Origin of the sequence: Bacillus sp. SRB3LM (genome assembly GCF_015712745.1) — a bacterium.
GTDB classification, from domain to species: Bacteria; Bacillota; Bacilli; order Bacillales; family Bacillaceae_G; genus Bacillus_A; species Bacillus_A thuringiensis_K.
Genome location: NZ_VWVQ01000021.1, coordinates 420,093 through 439,673 on the forward strand (window position 1 = coordinate 420,093; position 19,581 = coordinate 439,673).

Consider the following 19,581-nt stretch of genomic DNA (forward strand, 5'->3'; position numbering starts at 1 on the left):
ACTTCGTTTTCATTTATGTTATACAAAGCATGAAGTTTGTGTTCACCCAAAAATAGTTTAATGGTAGCTTAAATAAGAAGAAAATATAAAATTATTAGCAGGAAAAAAACTTAAAATTTTAACATGAGAGTATCTCTATGAAGTAAAGGATTTGTTAGCGGAAATTTATTTGTGTAATTGATTCATCATTAACGTCATAAACGTATACTTTAAAAATAAGGAATAATTAGTCATACGATTGAAAGAACTTACCTAAAAATAAAACATAAGATAAATAAGAATTACTGATAGCATTTTGTTAAGAAGGAGGATTATATGTCACTTCCCAATATCCCTAATATTACGCCATGTATTTCTTTAACGCGTCATGAAGCAATTAATTTATTATTGTCTTCCATTGCGATGGAGGAAATTGGTTTATCGCACATATTAAATGCTGAGGGTGAAAAATTACAACATTTTTTAAAAATAAAACATTTAGATGTCTCTAAATATATAGCAATGAATAAAAGTGTCAATGATACGTTAAGGACTATTGTTAAGTCTCAAATGTTATTACAATTGAAATTAGAAGAAGTTAATTCTATAGCTGAATGTGAGCATAGATGTACCTGTGTATGTGAGAAAAGTACTTTGCAAGGTTGTCGTTGTAAGAAAAACTGTTGTAAACAAAATTGTAATAAAATTTCCAAAAAATGTAATTGTGAAAATAATAAACTATAAGGAATAATTATGGGTAAATATTCCAAGCTAATATTTTTAGTTTTTATTGTAATGTCTATATAGAATTTTTGAGATGTATTTTTTTACAAAAGATATAGTGCATTTCTCGCCGATTTTTATGTAGTATTGGCTAATATACAAATTTAAAAATAGTGTTCTTGACTAATGTTGGTGGAGAATAGGTAAATTTCAACACATGTAAACATTAATTTGTTAAATTTATTCTAATAAGAAACAAATTTATATATGGGGAGAGGTGAAAATGGTTAATGAGAGCTTATTTAACACAAAAACATTCATAAATTCCATTTTAGAACATTATCTTTTTTATATTGAACAACATTGTGCATTACTCAAAAAAATATTAAGTCAATTGCAACACGTATCCTGTTGCAGGAATATGCATATAGTGATAAATAAGAGATTATATGAATCTTTATGGCTTTTTCATAGTTTATTTAATCATCTTAACATAAAAATTAACGAAATACAGCAAGATGTTAAGTATAATATTTTGATTAATCCTCAATTTATACATTTTTCAAAAAATATACAAGCTTTTTTGAGATATATTTATAAATACGTACAAACTTATGAGCTTTTAGAACCACGATACTACAAAAGATGTAAACTGTTACTGCAAACTTTATTAAATCAAACTTTATTTAACGTGAATCAAATACAAAAAAAAATTAACAATATTCATGCTAGTCCACCTTGGGTAAACTCAACTGCATTTAATGCTTGGAGACGGATTCAGCAATAAAATAATTAATTTACTAATAGAATTGAATATAGATGTAAGATTGCGGACGAATCTCCGATATTTATATAACACGAATAAAAAATATTCATATTATGAAAGGGGAAATAACGTTGAAAAAAAACACCATTTCTTTATGCATGATTGTAAAAAATGAAGAAGAAAGTATTGAAAGGTGTTTAAATAGTATTAAGGAGCTAGTAGACGAGATTATTATTGTTGATACAGGTAGCAGTGATCGTACCATTGATATTTGCAAACAATACTCCAAAAATATTTATCAGTTTCTTTGGAACTATAATTTTTCTGAAGCAAGAAACTTTAGTATTCAACTAGCAAAAAGTAAATGGATACTATGTTTAGATGCAGACGAGGAATTTGATGGAAATGGAATTAGTAATTTAAAAGATAGTTTAGATGAAAAAAAAGAACAGTTGTTTTATTTACCTATACTAAACTATGTTGGAAATACGGTTGCAGAAAATAATATTTATCAGATTTTTCAGCCAAGATTGTTTTGCAATGGTGCTGAGCTCAGATTTCAAAATAAGATTCATGAGACGTTATGTATTCCTCCGAACTTTTCTCAATATGGAATTCTCAATACCCCTATTAAACACTATGGATACCTCAATTCAAGAGTGACAAGTAAAAAAAAAAAAACGTAATTTAGAAATACTTAAAAATGAGTTAGAAATTCAAAATCATACCCCATGGATTGAATATCATATGGCATCCGAACATTATGGTGTAAAAGATTATGAAAAAGCATTTTATTTTATAAACCAAGCAATTTTGAAATTTCTTGCGCAAGAAACTTTACCACCTGCAATAGCATATCGATTAAAGTATACAATTATTATGGAATCAGGTAATATTGAAAAGGGCTGGCGTGGTATAGATTTGGCGATCCAAATTTATCCAGATTATGTGGATTTATATTTTATAAAAGCTAATATTCTATTTTATCTAAAAAAATATCAGGAGGCCCTAGAGGCTATAAATTGTTGCTTAAATTTAGGAGAGGATAATTATAAATATTTAATTTTAAAGGGAACAGGTAGCTTTCGAGCCATTAAGTTGAAACAAAGATGCCTGGAAAAATTAAAATGAGTATGATAGAGTTATCCACGATTTAGAGAAAGAAAAACAAGGGTCCAAAAAGAAACCCTTGTGGAGGTATGGGCATTTTAACTAATGCGAAATTTTATAAGTGGCAATCGATTTACAATCGTTATAATTAACAAAAATAAATATGATACATCCACGTATAAGACGACTTTCTAAAAATCATTAACAACTACATCTACATCATTATCCGGACAACATCCGCCTGTTATTTTACGTACACTGCTTACTCGTAAATCAGTGAAATTCATATTTGCATTTCTATCAACCCAAACTAATATAGGGCCTTCTACACGAATAAATGAACCTGTCCCCATAATTCTTCCACCTGAAAATACTTGGATTTTATCTCCTTGAAATAAACCATATACTTTACAAAAACCGTCACCATATCCATAATAGGGCATGATAATCTCTCCTTATTCATTAAATTTTTCTAACCTTCAAACAACTTGCTATTAACAAAGAGGCGTTTCCGAACATACTATTAGAATTTGTATATTCATTTTATTTATATGAGCATATCATAATCCTGCTTGGACAGACGCACAAAAAACATTATATTTTTTGATTAGTAGTCAATTTACCTTTATAAATTGGAAATTTTAAAAATATAATTCAATATCTGAACTACCTTCGGTTTCACTCCGGTTAGAACAGAGAGATTCCTAAGTAAAAGGGTTCTATTATGATTTGGAAGACAAGAAGGGTAGTCTCATTTATGTAGGTTTATATTTTGTACGTCTGTGTTTTGACAAGAACATAATTGGTTTGAAATAAATGTTTTCCTTACCATTTTTTCTTTATACGCCAACATAGTTCGAAACTTTGACCATGATATCGTACAACTCGCTTTTGCTAATTTATATTTTTGTAATATATTTGATATTTGCAAATCCTCTATATCGATAACACCGTGGTTTTGGATAATTTTAGTTAAGATTTTGTCCAATTAATCTTTTCTAGCACTCGCCTTGTATTTATACATTTTAGCTACCTTTACTCGCTGTTTATTCCAGCGAAAAGATCCATTCTTTTCTCTAGGGAAAATACGCTGTGTTTTTGTCAACTTCTCTCCTAATGATTGAAAAAACTTCAGATTTTTATAGATTGTTTTATCTGATAAGATGGTGAAATCTTTTAATCTTAAATCCCTCCTAAAGGTTGTAAACAGAAGACTGAATCGCAATACGATCCACTTCTTTGAATCAAACTCTTTCGTCATGACAGTAAGTCTGGCAGAGCATGATCTATATGCCAAACCTTCTACGGTTTCTTTGACCTGGTCAAGAAAAACTGGAACATGAAATAGATTATGCAATTGATTTTGAATACTGATACGGAGTTATTCCATTTAATGATGAGTGCGGACGAATGGAATGGTAATACATATAAATAAATTCAGCTACTAACTGAGTTACTTGAGCGAGAGAAATCAGTTTTTCTCCATGCAAACATTCACGTTTAAAGATGCTAAAAAATGATTCGATCACAGCGTTATCCCAACAGTTCCCCTTGCGGGACATACTTTGTTGAATCTTTTGTTGCTTACAAAAATCAGTAACTGTATAACTGGCAAACTGGGATCCTTGATCACTATGAAATAAAATCTTTTTGTGACTTCCATAAACATTTTTAACTTGCTGAATTGTGTCCTTTACTAATTGCGCATCTTGGTGAGTATCCAAAGAGTAACCAAGCACCCGCCGGGTGCTAATGTCTAATGCAGCACAAAAATACACTTTCAATCCATTTACTAAACGAAATTCTGTAATATCACATACAACTGTTGGAACGTCTTTCTTACCAGGTTTAAAGGAGCGCTCTAGTACATTTGGGAATGTATAATGGTCTTGCTTTCTTTTTTTATAATACGTGACAACTTTTGACTTTAATCCAGCTCGACATAAAGCTTGTCTTACTTGAGATAAGCTCACCATAACATCTCTATTTATAAGATAACGGTACAGTTTTCGATACCCCATTCTACCTTTTAAACGTTTAAATTGCATGACAATATAAGCCGCTGTCTTTTTACGTTGTTTCTGACCTTCAGTGGCTTTACGATGAAAATAGTCGTAAAAACCACTCGCAGACACTTGTAATCGATAGCAAAGCCAGCGCACTCCAAATATGTGGTGATATTGTTTGATAAACTGAAAACGTGTTAGTTTTGGTTTTTGGCAAAGAAGGTTGCCGCCTTTTTTAAAAATTCATTTTCCTTTTTTAATGCCTGGATTTCTCTTCGTAAAGAACGTAGTTCTGCCATATCAGTTCCCTTACTATCTAAAAGTGGAGAAGAATATTTTTTTATCCATGAATTAAGAGTCCCATGTCCTAGATCAAATTCTCTTTGAATACTGGAAATTGTACGCCCTTCTTTGATTACCAATTCAACACATTGTTTTTTAAACGTTTCATCATACTGTTTTTTCATCTGAAACACCTCTTATATAGAATAATTTATCTCTATACTGTGTTCCAGTTTTACTGTACCACCTCAATTTTTGCCGCTCTTGGTTTATCTTTCATCGGTGGGGGAACATATGCCTATTTTAGTGATCAAGTAGTAACGAATAACACATTTACTGCGGGTACATTAGATTTAGCTATGCAACCTACGACTTCATTGGATTTAAATCAGTTGAAACCAAGGGATAAAATATTAAAATAATTCAACTAAAAAATAGTGGTACGTTAGCTATTCAAGATGTTGTGATGAAAATAGATTATACGGTAAACGATGCCCTGAAAAATAATTAGGCAGAGGATTTTGGTAAGCATATAAAAGTACAATTCCTTTGGGATTGGGATCCAGCAAAGAGCCCTGTTTATGAAACAACCCTTGCGGAACTAAAAGAACAAGGACCAGAAATCGTTTCAAAGAAAGTATTTGCATCTAAGTGGACAGAATCAGGAGGGTTACAACCTGGAAAAATGGATTGGTTTTGGATGAAATTTATATTTGAAGACAATGGAAACGATCAAAATATGTTCCAAGGAGATAGTATTGCTTTGAGAATGGAATTCTAAGCAAATCAAACCGCGGGACGGGAAAGATAAGAACTACTGCACAGAAAATTCGTGATACAATAAGCACTTGATGTATCAAGCTATCGTATAGAGTAATTTACAAATTCAAATGATACATAAAAAAACCGCTACATTTTGTAATGAAACAAATGTAACGTTTTTTTATAGATGCCTATCCCTTTTCACCATTCTTTTCATCCTACATTCTTTCGCATGATGATTGTAATTTTCTATCTCTTTATTTACAAATAGGGAATTCCGCCTTTAGCCATGCTAGATAGCCACCTTGTACATTTATTACGTCCTTTACACCATGTTTTTGTAATATACTTGCTGCAATAGCGGAACGTATACCAGAACGACACTGTACAATAATCGAAAGATCTTTTGGAATGTCTTGTACATGCTTTGTCAGGTGTTCTAGCTTAATATGTTTGGCATGCGGAAGATGGCCCTCGTTCCATTCCGATTGATTTCGAACATCAATAACAGGATGGGTTCCCGATTGTATAAGAGAAAACAATTCTTGAACGGTTCTTTCTTCATACGTCTCTAATGGCTCTATATCTTTCAGTGTATTTGAAGGCATATAGGCTATCGTGCGGTCTAGTCTAATTGCTTCCAAATCTCTCCGTACCTCGTTTATATTCACAGACAGAGGATCGATAACGATGATAAGGTCCTGGCTATCCTCTAGGAGCCAACCACACCATGTTGTAAAGGACTGGTTATAGGGAATATTAAGTGAGCCCTTTACGTGACCAGAAGCAAAAACCGTTGCTTCTCTTGTATCAATGATTTGCTTATCTGTATGTATTAGTTGTTGCCATGCAGGAAAGAATGTATTTCTTTTATGAGACCCTGTGTACGAATCGGCGGACCAACTTGATTGATTCGTTTCATTTTAGAAAAATAAGGTGGTGGTTCCGGCTGTCCACTTAATACATGCATCACAAAAGAATTTTGTTCTTCTGTTTGAAAGGCCCAATTAAAATGTTTCTCATAGCCCATTGTAGAAGAGGGAATGGTGCCTAATGATTTTCCGCATGCGCTACCAGCACGATGGGAGGGCCAAATTTGTAGGTATACCGGCATCGTTTTGATTTTTTGGATCGAATGAAATAAGTCTTTGGCACTACTCTTCGCATGATGTGGAATACCAACAGCCATTTCTAATAAATCTGGTCTACCTACATCACCAACAAATAGAAAATCTCCTGTAAAAATCCCTATCGGTTTGTCATCGGTTTCATTATGCTGTTTTGTATCTATGACTAGAAATGAAATACTTTCAGGCGTATGCATAACCTGAAATTGGATTGTACCAATATGAAATTCACTACCACCTCTGACAAGATGGTATGGCACTTGATCGAGATATTGATACTTCCACGTGCTTCTCCCTTCAGCTGCTGCATAAAACGTTGCGTTACAAGATAACGCAAGCTCTTTCGCACCAGATACAAAATCAGCATGAATATGTGTTTCCGTTACCGCAATGATGTCTAATCCTCGCTTTCTAGTAAATGTCATATATTGTTCAATGTGGCGTCCTGGATCGATAACGATGGCCCCTCCGTAATCCTGACACCCCACAATATAAGACGCATGAGCCAACTTATCATGATAAAAACATTCTAATAACATACATCCGTCCCCTTACACTTCAAATTCTTTTAGGCATGACTTCTTTTGACAATGTATCATTTCTTATACAATGCCTTTCAGCATATATCTCCAATACAGAAACGGAAGTGCATATCTCTTTAACAAAAACATACTATATCTTTCTTTTGATTGATCAAACGGAAATGTTTCTTGTTCTTCCTGATGATAATCAAATTCTGCTAAAATCAAACTTTTATATCCCGTGACAATAGGGCAAGATGTATAGCCATTGTATGTCGCTTGTACCTCCTGTCCCTGTAAAAATGCCAACAGGTTTTCTCTTACAACAGGGATTTGTTTTCGAATAGCCGCCCCCGTTTTAGAAGTTGGCAAATTGGTACAATCCCCAATCCCAAATATATTGGGGTACCGTACATGCTGCAGTGTATAAGGGTTTATATCTACCCATCCCTCTTCGTCTCCTAGTAAACTATTCTTGATCATATCAGGTGGTCCCATAGGCGGGACAACATGTAAGAGATGATACGGTATGCTTTCTCTATTACCTGTTTGTATATCTTCAAAAATCGCTTCTTTTTTTTCAGCGTTAATTTCTACTAAATTCTGATGAAAGTTCGTTATAATTTGTTTCCTCTGAATTACCTTTTCTAAAGAGGAAGCATAGCGAGGTACATGAAAAATATGTGGATTTGCTGTTTGAAACATAATCTTACTTTTCTCCCGGACACCTTGGCGACAAAAGTATTCCTCGGCTAAATACATAATTTTTTGAGGTGCACCGCCACACTTGATAGGGGTATTCGGATGCGTAAAGATGGCGTTTCCTCCTTTAAATTGTTGGATTTCTCTCCAGGTTGCATCCGTATAGTCATACGAGTAATTACTACAAACCCCATTTTTTCCAATCGATTCTTTCAATCCTTTAATGTGATCCCAATGAATTTGAATACCCGCAGCTACAATTAACATTTCATAGGTAATAATAGTTCCATCCTCTAGTAGCAACCTGTTTTCTCCCGGACTTATTTCCGAAACATTCCTTTGTATCCAATGTACGCCTTCTGGAATGAGGTCGGATTGCTTTTTCATCGTTGCTTCTTTTTTGACAATCCCAGCTCCCGCAAAGGTCCATAGTGGCTGGAAATAATGTGTTTGAGCAGGGTCTATGATGGCCACCTGTTCTTTTAATACAGGGGCATGACGGAGTAAATGGGCAGCCAAGGAAATCCCAGCTGTACCAGCTCCGATAACAACAATTGTATATGCTTGTTTCATGTTTATTCACGTCTCCCAAAAGTTTATTCGAACGTATGTCTTCCGTTCTACTGTAATTGAAAAACAGCACTCACAGGATTATGATCACTATGTGTAAACTGTAAATCGTGTCCCTTGACTTGAAGGATTTCCACATTAGGTGAGACTAAAAATCCATCAATAATGGTCACAAAACTTTTTCCTTTGATGTATGCCGTACGATTATCGCGTACCGTATACACAGAAGAATCTACAGCCCATTGAAACCCTCCTTCTGTAAAATCTTGGGGCAAACGCACTAACCATTTGGGCCAGGCGGCTAGAAATGCGGGGTCTTGTAACTGAATATCTGACAGTAGCTGATTCCAGTCGCCACCTATAATCACATAATCCCCCTTCTGATACTGTGTATGCATATACTGTTTTATGTATTGCAGTTGTTGTTTGCGGATATTCCCACCTGCATCATATGCCGAGACATGTAGATTTACGATTCGTAAGTTCTTTCCATTTTCAACCGGGATCATGTGTTCTACCATCGCACGATCTAAATCAAAGAGTTGCTTAGGCCAAGGCTCTCTCCCTGGTAATTGAAAACGAGTTCTTGTTGTATGAAGTAGGTAGAAAACGTAGCGAGTCCTGATTCCACATATCCCATGGGACGCAAAAAGGGAACCGGAACCCATGGATTCCTATAATTATAACCAAATGTAGACGCATGAGAGGATAACTCCTGTTGAAAAAATTGATATTCATTTTGATCAAAAGAACGGAATGCTTTCATATCGACTTCTTGTAACAAGACAAAATCTGCATAATCTGCTTTTAAGAAGGAAGACATGTGCTGTAAATTCTGTTTGGTTTGTTCTTTACTACGAGAACGTGAGCCTGTTCCTCCGTCCATGAAGAAATCTTGTTTTGCATCTAATCCTGCGTAACCAATGTTGAAGGTAGTAACTTGGAATGGCGTATAGGATGGTAATCTGTTTTCTTGCGAGTTTTCTATCATAAGATTTACAGATTCGGATGGCTTTTTATGCTTCCATGTAATAAAAGCTAAAAAGATGATAGGCAGTCCGAGCAAAACCAATGAGAAAGTAACCAATATTCGGGTTCCACTTTTCATCCTCTTCCCCTCCTTTTTCTATGTTCCTAGACAATCCTGCCAGGTCTCCCCATTATATATCGGATATAAGGGAAGTATTTTGAGAAATATCTCGAAACGGCTAGAATAAAAGGTTTTTCTCTTTTGGAGACCGAATATCATGAGAAATTATATGTACAAAAGGGGGCCGAGAAGATGTAATCTTCATTTGAAAGTGTATGTAAAGATAAAAACATGAGGGGGTATTCATTTGAAACATTGTAAAAGACTACTGCAATCCTTTCTTTTGCTTTTCTTATTTTTCATTTTTTATAACGCACCTTCTGTATCTGCAGAAACACATCCAAATTACGGAAAGGTATTTCCACCAAAAGAAACATTCCGGCCAGGGGATTGGTTTGTGGGAGCAACACCTACACAGGTAGACCCTACCAAATCACCGATTGTATTTGTGCAAGGAAAAAACGGAAAGGCAAATGATTGGTATGGAGATACTTACTATCATGGAAAAAATACGATGTATGACCTTGCTTACGATGCTGGCTATCAAACTGCTTTTGTACAACTGTACGATGCGGCGGGAACAGGGTCGGTAAGTCCTTGGACAAATGGGAAACTATTAGCTGCAAAATTAGAAGCCATTTCGCAACATTTTGGAAAAAAAGTCAACATCATCGCGCATAGCAAAGGGGGCATTGATACACAAGCGGCTCTTGTACAATATGGGGCGCATCGTTTTGTGGATAAGGTCATCACACTTGGATCCCCTCATTATGGGACACATCTAGCAGATTTATCCTATAGTTGGTGGGCGGGATGGCTTGCCTCTTTACTAGGGCAACAAGATGAAGGAACGTATGCGTTACAAACCGGGGAAATGGCACGTTTTCGCTCGATTATTGATACGAATCCTGCCACAAAATCCAATCAATATTACACGATAGCAGGAACCAGTTGGGGGCCTACTTTTTCTGCTTTATCTATGGGAGGATTGTATTTGTCACCATATGGAAATAACGATGGCCTTGTCAGTGAATGGAGTACCACTTTGCCGTACGGTGCCCACCTTTTTTCTGATGTTACATTAGATCATGATTCAATTCGAACGGGAAGTGCCGTCTTTTCTCGCATAGAACCTTACTTACGAACGAAAAAAATGGGGCCAGCATGGTCACCGTCTGCCGCGTCTTCTAGGAATGAGCCCTATACAGAGTTAGGACCGACAGAAAACCAAACGGTTTTAGGCGGAGAACTGATCCCACATCAAGAAAATCGCGCTGTGTTTTCTGTGGATACATTGACATCAGGAACTGTATCGGTTTTGACTGCGAGTAAACAAGTAGAGATACAACTTATTTCGCCATCAGGGAAGGTTTACACCAAACAGGCTGCGGTAGTAACAACGGGTGATGATACCTTTTTTAAAGGGGCCTTTATTCATACATTTCAAATAAAAAGTATGGAAGTGGGAGACTGGAAGATACGTATGAATACGGAAGGGACAGATGCTTATTTAGCGATGGTACAGTATCAACAAGAAGCACCTTTCCATTTGAAAATACCGGCTAAGCTGAGAGCAAATCAAGCAAAATTACAAATCCAATTTGCTGATAAAAACCCAGTTGAAGTGGAGGATGTCTCTATGACGGTTCGAATTGTCGATCGGACAGGTACACTGATTTCACAATCTAATGGCGTTCAGCAAGTAGATGCACATACGCTATCTACCACGTTACAGCATATAGAGCAATCAGGTGTATACAACTTTACCATTGATGTGAACGGGAAAAATAAAGCGGGGCATCCATACACACGTACGATTATACGTTCTATATATATTGAGAAGTAATATATATTAAAATTCTATAAACAGAAAAAGGTGCCCCTAAGAGCACCTTTTTCTGTTTGTTACATGTATTCATTTTCAATCTTATCATGATCCATGTAACTGTTTCTGGATTAGGATTGTCCATACCCGTATATATTCTAATAAGAACGGTATACGAATAGTGATGGACCTTGTAGGATTTGAACCTACGACCGGACGGTTATGAGCCGTCTGCTCTTACCAACTGAGCTAAAGGTCCCTAGAAAAGCATATGGATAAGGAGTATATATGTATTACATACTCTTTTTCTTAGCCCTCATCATTTTTTGAAAAAGAAAAACACTCTCGTGAGCGCTTCTCTTTGACTGGATAACCACTTCAATTTTAATAACATCTCTTAATCTATTGAAAAAAATATATAGCCCTATCCATACTCATTTTATCATATGTCCCAAAGGTTCTTGTTGAGAAAATAATCGCGCTCACTATGACTTCACACATACACAGCTGATATATGTGATGAAAGAAGGAACTTACTGTGAATTATTCAGGTAACATTTCAAAAGTAACGAACTCTTCAAGATTTTGTAACGTATCATGACATTTATTTTTATCAAAGGATGCACAGCGCCCCCTCACTTGTACCACTTTCCCCTTTTCATATTGAGGTTCAAGATATGTGATCACAAATATATCTACATTACGATCTGGAAAACAGTAAAAAATTACTTTTTTTCCTGACCAAGCTAATGGATAAATGGTTTTTAATTTTGCCCTTGTTGCTTCATCTCCAAGATGCGGTGCAGTATCTATGGTTTGCCCTACAAAATCAGTTCTTTGTTGATGAACAGTTTGGAGTAATGCCTGATTCACATCAGTAAAAACATAGTCCTCTTCGTTTTTTTGGAACATAAAATACATATGTGAATGATGTTTCTCATAGTCTTGCAGCAACTCTTCTAATAATGAACATAAAACCATTCTCATCTCTTTTTAATCCCTTCTGTGAAAATGATAGAATATAGGTTTATTTTAATTCAAATGTTGAGAAAAAACAAACTAAAAATTCCGAATTTTAAAGTTATTTTTATTACCCTCGAATATCTACTGGTCTGTAATTACATTGCTCCTAAAAAGTTGATCCCTTCGACATATGCATGATCTTACACATTCATTGTAAGCGCCATGCAACCTATATGTAATAAAAAGTTGTTACATATGGATTACAAGACATCTTTATTTCTCAATCATTTAGCTATAAGGACAATATATTTTTTCTAATATAATAAACTTGGTTCATTTCATACAAATTATAAATAAATGGGGTTTTTTATAAAAAAATCTAACAAATTCTGTGTTATTCTCAAGCAAATTACATGTATCTAAACTAGCGATTATAAAGGCAATCAAGATGGTAATAAAAAGAAGGTAATAGAAATTGATGTATTTTATTGTAACTATTTTTGAAAGCCAATTAGCCTCCATTTATGAAAAATTTCATCAAAAAGCAGAGAACCATTATCATCTATTTGATACATTTGATGAAGTAAGATTAGATATTATTATTCCCTTTTGAAATACATGGACAAACGAAATATGGAAGGAGTGATCGTGTTGAATAAAGAACAAGCTTATACATTTCTAAAGCAAGTGTATCAAGATGTTATCTTAGATTTGAAGTTAGATAACATATCAGATTATTTTAGTGACCAATATATGCAAGTTACGGATGGTACAGAGGTGAATATACAAAGGTTTCATACTCACATGGAAACTTTAAAAAGTATAGTAAACACACTGGAATTGTCACCTTTTTATGACCTTTTATTTGATGAAGAGAATCAAACAGCAACGCTAAGATATGAGATTCATGTAAAGAAGAAAAATGGGAATAGTGGTGTCATCGAAATCATAGCGATTTTTGAATTGAAAGATGGGAAAATTTTACGTTGTAATGAACTAACTCGTTCCTTACAACCTGATGATGAATTTAATACCATTGGAAAAATTAATATAAAAAAATAACACCTAAGTTTGCATGCATCATATGTTGCGAAGCCAAAACCTAAGCTCAGGTTTTGGCTTCGTTTGGCTAGTATACGGCTTATGTTCATCTTATTGAAGCAAATTTACTTCCTTCCATACCCACTAGCATGTCTCTCAATAAGAACTGACAGATGAGCAAAAATACCGCATGCTAACATTGCAAGCTTTTTATGCACTTTTAAATACCATCCATATTCTTATAACATCGTTGATACATCATTCATATAGTCCACGCTTTTTCAAATGCTCACGTAAACTACTGGCGCGACATTTTAACCGTTTTGCAATTTCCACATATCCCATTCCTGTATTCCGTAACTGAACCGTATCCTCACACAATTGATCCCATTTCCATTCTGCATTCTTTGCTCTCACATTTTCCTCCCCAGACAAATGCTTTCCTAACTGGTATACTTCTTTCCCCCATTTACAATTTGCAATGCAATGTTGATAAGAACCGAATAGATATTCACATCCACGGCAATGCTGTTCTTGTATATTTATAATTTGAATTCTCGTTTCTTTTGCATTCATCTTCCATTCTCCCCTATGTTTCTTTTTCCTTATGATAACAAAAGAAACATATTTTGTTTATGAAACTAATTCCGGCGCTAAAATAGCTTGTTTTACAATTTTCGACACAAATAACTCATAGAGCATCTTATTCTTTTTAATCCCCCTCCGCTGATTCAGAGGATAATCAATCGAAATAAGGAGTATACAGTGTATATGGAGTTGTATTCCACCTACGAAAAACACCTATTTTATTTAAAGGTATCTAAAACCTTTATAAACGGTTAGTAATCGATTTGTTCGTTTTGCTATTCAACTTAATTTAAAACGTCTTACAATAGGATATTAGCGCCACAAATGAACTGACAGCGAGAAAGTTTGGTCGTCACGACCAATTCATATGAATTATTGGTTGTAACGACAGGTGCTTTTTCTACAGGTACACACAATAAATTAGATGCATTGACTTGAGAAACGCCTACTACTTCTACAAAAGGAATCAAAACAATTCAGTCCATCTATCAACATAACCTATTTCTTCTCGTTTATTAAGTCCAATGCAATGAAACTACAGTATCAAAAATGTGCAATGCAATATTCCTTTTTATTATATAAATTGGACGCTAACATTTTGTCTGTTTTTTGGACAAAATAGAAATGCTATATGTTGAAGAATTTCTAGGCTTTATCATGCTAATTCGCTATGATAATAATTGAAAAAAGTAAAGTAAGAGTTATTTTTTGCATTCTAGGAAAGAACCTGCATGATAGGGGGGCTTTTTGTGTATGCGCGCGCAATAAAGGGGTTTATATATAATGCGGAGTAAAAAGAATGCACTTAAAGAATGGAAAGCGGATATCCAAGTGATGCGAGAAGAAAGGCGCTTGGAAAAGAAAGTGAGAAAAAAGAATAAAAAATATAGTATTCCTGGTCATACGGCTGATTTTATGAATGGACGGAACACCTATTATAAAAATCATGGCGTATGGAAGCAACACAATAAATAATACAAAGAAAACAGCACCCCAACGTTATATCTTTGCAAAATTAGAGATGTAATTTTGAACAATTTTGATCGTCTTTTCGGTTCTGTTGCAAAGTTTTCTAAGTGAAATTAAAATGTAAGAAAAAGGATGCGAGGAGCATGACGCATGAGATATTTTAAAGGAAAACAATTCAAGAAAGATATTATTTTGGTAGCCATCGGCTACTATTGTCGTTTTTCTTTAAGCTATCGTGATGTATCTGAAGTCTTGAAAGAGCGCGGAATATCAGTTCATCCAACAACAATCATGCGTTGGGTACATGAATATGGTAATCTTATGTATCAAATCTGGAAAAAGAAAAACAAAACTGCTCAATTATTATGGCATCTAGATGAAACCTATATCAAAGTCAAGGGGGAGTTGCGTTATCTTTATCGCGCGATTGATCAAGAAGGGCATACATTGGATATTCAACTTCGTAAAACAAGAGATCATCAAGCTGCCTATACGTTTATGAAAAGGTTAGCGAAAGCTTTTGGAGAACCGACGGTTCTCACAACAGACAAGGCGCCTGCTCTACTTTGTGCGTTCAAAAAACTGAAACATAACGGTTTTTATGTGCATACAAAACATTGCACCGTTAAGCATTTGAATAACCGCATCGAACAAGATCATAGACATATCAAGCGACGTTTTGCTAAATCCGCAGGATTTCAAAGTCTTCGTCAAGCTTCACGTACCTTGAAAGGAATCGAAACTATTCATGCGATATACAAACAAAAGAGAAGTCTTCCAGACTTCTCTTTTTCGACGTACAAGGAATTACAAGAGCTATTCAGAACTGCTTAAACTATAACTATATTTTGCAAACGAGTTTATATTTTTTTCAAACTTTGCAACAGAACCCTTTCATTATTGTTATACTCCTATTGATTTTTATATGGTGGTGTAAAAAAGAAATCATGAAATAAAAGTTCCGTGTAGATCTCCTCGCGTACTATTTTGGTAATGTAGAACCCGATTGTGTCATGTTTGGTTTTACATGAATGCGAATTTGACACGTAGTAAAATAGTGTTTTCCATTTTCCCAATTCTTCTCTATCGTTTTCCATTTTTTATAGTCTTTACGCTGATATGCATCTCCTATTTCGAGGACATCTAATTTATATTGTTTTTGTATACGCTGTATCGTACTTTGTAATTGTTTTTCCATTTCTTTCGATAGTAAGTTATTCAATTGCTGTAGTGAAAATTGATGCTGTAAAGAGGAATGAATCTCTGCCAATTTCCCGTCTACCATAACGTATATATCTACTTTAGGATGAGTTTGATTCGTAACATCTATTTTCATACGATGATGTACACGTTGAAATTCAAAAGTGATAAGTTGTTTCTGTTTTAAAACGGTAAAAATTCCTCTTATCTGCGAACCAGTCATGTAATTTAAGGAGGCTGTATCTTTTGCAGGTAAAATTGTAACGAAACGGTTATCTTTTCCGCTAAACAAAGCGGCCCCACTTAATGCTATTCCTTGTTTGGTTTGCAATAAAACTGGCAGTATAAAGCTTTTCTTGGCAAGAATCTTACTATGAATATCACCAATTCGTTTTTTCTCTACCATTTGTGCGTTTTTTTGTGTATGTTCTGATAACATTTCAACGTATTTGGCAGGTAAATACTCCGGACCTGCATTTTGCTTTAAAATATGTTCGGCGTTCCCCTTCGATACAAAGAGTCGAATATTTCTTCTCATTGCGTCGTCACGTGTGTACACATCTAAAATATGTTGTAACATATACGGTGTTTGTAAGAGTTTGTCAGAGAAAATAATGACTTGTATGTGTGGGAAAAATAAAGGTCGACTAATTTTTTTTGCAATCATGCGGAAATGAGCAAAAATACTTTCTCCTGTAGCACTTAAATTAATATAATTTTTTTGTGTAGATGTACCACGCTCTGAGGTACTAAGTGTATTGGGTAATACCATTTGATAGGTTCCTTTGATTCCCTCCCCTGGTGCTTGATCATAAGCGGCGCCAACAACAAATCCTAATTCTTCAATTTCTCTTCGTTCCGCACAAGCACACAATAGACAAAAAAGGAAAACTATAGAAATGAGTTTTAGACTACTTTTCATATACACTCCTTCTGTTAAGAATTGGTATGTATAGTAGCGTGTGTTGTTCGGATGAGAATTATGTAGGTAACAGAAATATTGCATACATCTTTTCTGTCAATCTTTGTTTGATAAGTATAAGTTTGAATTTTCTGTATTTTAGGTTATGATTAAAGTCAATCTCTATGATTATCTTTTTAAAGAACGGACTATGTAATCTGTTCTTTTTATTTTATGTTTCATTTTTATCCCTATTTTAAGAAAGAGGTGATTGGATTGAAAAAGGCGATTGTGGTTGGAGCTACTGGTGGCACGGGAGCGGCGATTACAGAAGAATTAGCAAAGCGAGGTATCCCTACTATTCTGTTTGGGAGATCCCTTCAGAAATTAGAACAACTTCGAATAAAAATTGGAAATCCCGAACATGTAACGATTGTAACAGGGGATGCGTTTTGTCAAGATGATATCGTAAAGGCGGCTGAGGACGCGGATGTTTTATTTCATTGTGCAAATGTTCCCTATCATGAAATGGAGAACAAATTAATTCCGTTAGGAGAATCGGTAATGGGGGCGGCGAATCAATTAGGAGTAAAAGTAGTTGTAGTCGATGGCATTTATCCTTATGGAAGAAGACAAAGTGATCGGGTTGCTGAGAATCATCCGAAACGACCACATACCAAGAAGGAGAAAACAAGACTGGCTTTTGAACAAATGTTACTTGAAAAGAGGTAGGGCAAGGTACCCGTGATGATTGTTCGTTTACCAGATTACTATGGACCCACCGCAAACGAAGCTTCTTACCTCGGTTCGACCCTCCAAGCAATTGCTTGTGGAAAGATGGCATTTTTTATTGGGAATATGCACGTCCCACGAGAATTTATTTACTTACCAGATGCAGCATTCATGATTACAGAGCTGGCTGTTCGGGACACAGCCTATGGGAGGGGCGAAAATTGGAATCTTCCAGGTGCGGGCCTTATTTCAGGTCAGGAAATTGTACGAATTGCACGTCAGGCTAGTGGGTACTCCAAACCTGTTATTCCGCTGGGCCGTATGGGACTATCGTTACTCGGAATGTTTATTCCCGTAATGAGAGAAATTGTAGAAATGTTATATTTAACAAAAGAGCCACTTACCTTAAGTGGCGACAAATACGAAAAATGGATTGGTCCTATACGTACCACATCCTTTCAACAAGGGATTTGGCATACCATACATGATTTGCAAAGAAAAAACGTATTGTCTCATACAACAGTGGAAAATCAGTAACAATGCAAAGGAAGTTTTTTCTTGCTACATGGATGAGATTGTATGTTTTTTATCGTTTTAGATGAATGAACTGGAAAGGACATCCACGTATGCTTCGCTCTTTTCGGTGGAAAAACAATGAGAAAAAACAGGAACTAATACTAGATAAGTAGTAAGCAATTTTAAATTTCTCAATGTCTTATATTTCATGCCATTCTTTTCTCACCAAATATAAGAAAAGAATGGCATGTTATTTTCTATTCGAGGAATCAATAGTGTGGAAATAAACGTACGTGCTGCGCTTGTTCTCTATCATGTCCGAAAAAAACCAATGTTGGGTGTATGTCTCGAATGACATCATGCATACATAGAATGGATTGTTTTGCCATTTTCTGATCAAATCCGAAAAAGGGAATGTCCTTTTCAAAATTTTCTTTCGTGTAAGCAACATCGATCGTTAAAAGGATGGGTCCAGATTTTTCTGTTGTAACCAGAATAGATTGATGTCCTGGAGAATGCCCAGGCGTAAAAAGGAGTTGTACACCTGGAAGCAACTCATGATCCCCTGTAACCATCTGATATTGTAAATCTGGTAGTCTACATTCTAATGGAGCATAATTTTCATTCCCGATTGCAGCCTCATATTCTGCTTGTTGGATGACAATGGAACTATGACGAAAATGTTTGTTTCCTCCAGAATGATCGACATGTAAATGAGAGTTAATAACAACTTGGATTTCTTCTGGCTGATACCCAACACGTTGGACTGCGTTCACGATGGAATCTTTCTCGAACATGTGAGGAACGACTCGATTTTCTCGATTCGTTCCTTTATAATATTTGGGATTGCTGATAAAAGTATCTGGCATTCCCGTATCAATTACAACTGGACCCTCTGTGTTTCTAGTAAAAAAGACCAGACAGGCATGCGAAGTAATTTGCCTGGTGGTAACGTTAGATTCACGGCGGATTGATCTAGAAAACATGATCCTACAGATAAAAAATGCAATTTTTTCACAGTCATGGTATGTCCCTCCTCACGTTTATTTTCTCCCCATTTAACGGAGTATTCGCATGTTATACCGTTCACACACAGTGTGTATTTACAGCGGGATGCGTTTTTTCTTCTAAACAATAGATTGGACAGAAAAACAGCTACAAAGAAATTCTCTTCTCAAGGTTTTCCTTCTGTAAACAAACATTATCAT

Annotated in this window: 14 protein-coding genes, 1 tRNA gene and 6 pseudogenes; 9 read left to right on the plus strand and 12 right to left on the minus strand. The window is 35.2% G+C overall.

The genetic code is table 11. The annotated features are described in order from the left end of the window. Nucleotides 1-315 precede the first annotated feature (315 nt). From F3I02_RS15350 to F3I02_RS15360, 3 genes are all read left to right on the plus strand, one after another. Nucleotides 316-723 carry an alpha-helical endospore appendage domain-containing protein gene (locus F3I02_RS15350; protein WP_196477516.1) on the plus strand — a complete coding sequence of 136 codons (408 nt, stop codon included), beginning with the start codon at nucleotides 316-318 and terminating at the stop codon, nucleotides 721-723. Between the two features lie 876 nt (nucleotides 724-1,599). Then, nucleotides 1,600-2,154, plus strand: coding sequence for a glycosyltransferase family 2 protein (locus tag F3I02_RS15355; RefSeq protein ID WP_196477515.1), 555 nt, complete (start codon nucleotides 1,600-1,602; stop codon nucleotides 2,152-2,154). A 61-nt stretch (nucleotides 2,155-2,215) separates the two neighbouring features. Further along, the gene (locus F3I02_RS15360; protein WP_196477514.1) at nucleotides 2,216-2,599 is read left to right on the plus strand and encodes a hypothetical protein; all 384 of its coding nucleotides are present in this window, start codon (nucleotides 2,216-2,218) and stop codon (nucleotides 2,597-2,599) included. 170 nt (nucleotides 2,600-2,769) lie between these two features. Here F3I02_RS15360 and F3I02_RS15365 read toward each other — a convergent pair whose 3' ends face one another. The 4 genes and pseudogenes from F3I02_RS15365 to F3I02_RS15380 form a co-directional block, all read right to left on the minus strand. After that, nucleotides 2,770-3,021, minus strand: coding sequence for a hypothetical protein (locus tag F3I02_RS15365; protein WP_196477513.1), 252 nt, complete (start codon nucleotides 3,019-3,021; stop codon nucleotides 2,770-2,772). A 311-nt stretch (nucleotides 3,022-3,332) separates the two neighbouring features. Next, nucleotides 3,333-3,767: pseudogene (locus tag F3I02_RS33935) on the minus strand (transposase); the annotation flags it as partial. Between the two features lie 160 nt (nucleotides 3,768-3,927). After that, complete coding sequence (locus F3I02_RS15375) at nucleotides 3,928-4,827, minus strand: IS3 family transposase (protein WP_196477652.1); 900 nt, start codon at nucleotides 4,825-4,827, stop codon at nucleotides 3,928-3,930. Beyond that, a complete protein-coding gene (locus tag F3I02_RS15380) occupies nucleotides 4,782-5,051 on the minus strand; it encodes a transposase (RefSeq protein WP_230876755.1) in 270 nt (89 codons plus the stop codon). Before F3I02_RS15380 ends, F3I02_RS15375 begins: the two co-directional genes overlap by 46 nt. A 39-nt stretch (nucleotides 5,052-5,090) precedes the next feature. On the opposite strand from F3I02_RS15380, the pseudogene F3I02_RS15385 reads away from it, so the two are divergent. Continuing rightward, a pseudogene (locus F3I02_RS15385) lies at nucleotides 5,091-5,647 on the plus strand (TasA family protein). A gap of 238 nt (nucleotides 5,648-5,885) precedes the next feature. On the opposite strand, the pseudogene F3I02_RS15390 reads toward F3I02_RS15385, so the two are convergent. From F3I02_RS15390 to F3I02_RS15400, 3 genes and pseudogenes are all read right to left on the minus strand, one after another. Next, nucleotides 5,886-7,294, minus strand: a pseudogene (locus F3I02_RS15390) (MBL fold metallo-hydrolase). A gap of 63 nt (nucleotides 7,295-7,357) precedes the next feature. After that, complete coding sequence (locus tag F3I02_RS15395; protein WP_196478168.1) at nucleotides 7,358-8,557, minus strand: NAD(P)/FAD-dependent oxidoreductase; 1,200 nt, start codon at nucleotides 8,555-8,557, stop codon at nucleotides 7,358-7,360. Nucleotides 8,558-8,598: 41 nt separating this feature from the next. Continuing rightward, nucleotides 8,599-9,656, minus strand: a pseudogene (locus F3I02_RS15400) (endonuclease/exonuclease/phosphatase family protein). Nucleotides 9,657-9,885: 229 nt separating this feature from the next. Between F3I02_RS15400 and F3I02_RS15405 the strand changes: the two are divergent. Beyond that, complete coding sequence (locus F3I02_RS15405) at nucleotides 9,886-11,484, plus strand: DUF7379 domain-containing protein (RefSeq protein WP_230876834.1); 1,599 nt, start codon at nucleotides 9,886-9,888, stop codon at nucleotides 11,482-11,484. A gap of 164 nt (nucleotides 11,485-11,648) precedes the next feature. On the opposite strand, the gene F3I02_RS15410 is transcribed toward F3I02_RS15405, so the two are convergent. Both F3I02_RS15410 and F3I02_RS15415 read right to left on the minus strand, forming a co-directional pair. Then, nucleotides 11,649-11,722, minus strand: a tRNA-Ile gene (locus F3I02_RS15410). A 284-nt stretch (nucleotides 11,723-12,006) separates the two neighbouring features. Continuing rightward, nucleotides 12,007-12,450 carry a hypothetical protein gene (locus F3I02_RS15415; RefSeq protein WP_196478122.1) on the minus strand — a complete coding sequence of 148 codons (444 nt, stop codon included), beginning with the start codon at nucleotides 12,448-12,450 and terminating at the stop codon, nucleotides 12,007-12,009. Between the two features lie 627 nt (nucleotides 12,451-13,077). Here F3I02_RS15415 and F3I02_RS15420 point away from each other — a divergent pair. Next, entirely contained in the window at nucleotides 13,078-13,488 is a 411-nt protein-coding gene (locus F3I02_RS15420; RefSeq protein ID WP_230876835.1) for a nuclear transport factor 2 family protein, read from the plus strand. Nucleotides 13,489-13,725: 237 nt separating this feature from the next. On the opposite strand, the gene F3I02_RS15425 is transcribed toward F3I02_RS15420, so the two are convergent. Then, nucleotides 13,726-14,043 carry a hypothetical protein gene (locus F3I02_RS15425; RefSeq protein ID WP_065486709.1) on the minus strand — a complete coding sequence of 106 codons (318 nt, stop codon included), beginning with the start codon at nucleotides 14,041-14,043 and terminating at the stop codon, nucleotides 13,726-13,728. Nucleotides 14,044-14,838: 795 nt separating this feature from the next. Here F3I02_RS15425 and F3I02_RS15430 point away from each other — a divergent pair. Continuing rightward, complete coding sequence (locus F3I02_RS15430) at nucleotides 14,839-15,030, plus strand: hypothetical protein (RefSeq protein WP_196477585.1); 192 nt, start codon at nucleotides 14,839-14,841, stop codon at nucleotides 15,028-15,030. A 144-nt stretch (nucleotides 15,031-15,174) separates the two neighbouring features. Continuing rightward, nucleotides 15,175-15,858 (plus strand): IS6 family transposase, encoded by a 684-nt coding sequence (locus F3I02_RS15435; protein WP_196477586.1) that lies wholly within the window; start codon nucleotides 15,175-15,177, stop codon nucleotides 15,856-15,858. Nucleotides 15,859-16,006: 148 nt separating this feature from the next. Here F3I02_RS15435 and F3I02_RS15440 read toward each other — a convergent pair whose 3' ends face one another. Beyond that, the gene (locus F3I02_RS15440; RefSeq protein WP_196477587.1) at nucleotides 16,007-17,146 is read right to left on the minus strand and encodes a Ger(x)C family spore germination protein; all 1,140 of its coding nucleotides are present in this window, start codon (nucleotides 17,144-17,146) and stop codon (nucleotides 16,007-16,009) included. Between the two features lie 213 nt (nucleotides 17,147-17,359). Here F3I02_RS15440 and F3I02_RS15445 point away from each other — a divergent pair. After that, nucleotides 17,360-18,394, plus strand: a pseudogene (locus tag F3I02_RS15445) (SDR family NAD(P)-dependent oxidoreductase). A gap of 248 nt (nucleotides 18,395-18,642) precedes the next feature. Here F3I02_RS15445 and aiiA read toward each other — a convergent pair. Next, a pseudogene (gene aiiA, locus F3I02_RS15450) lies at nucleotides 18,643-19,397 on the minus strand (quorum-quenching N-acyl homoserine lactonase AiiA). Between the last annotated feature and the right edge of the window lie 184 nt (nucleotides 19,398-19,581).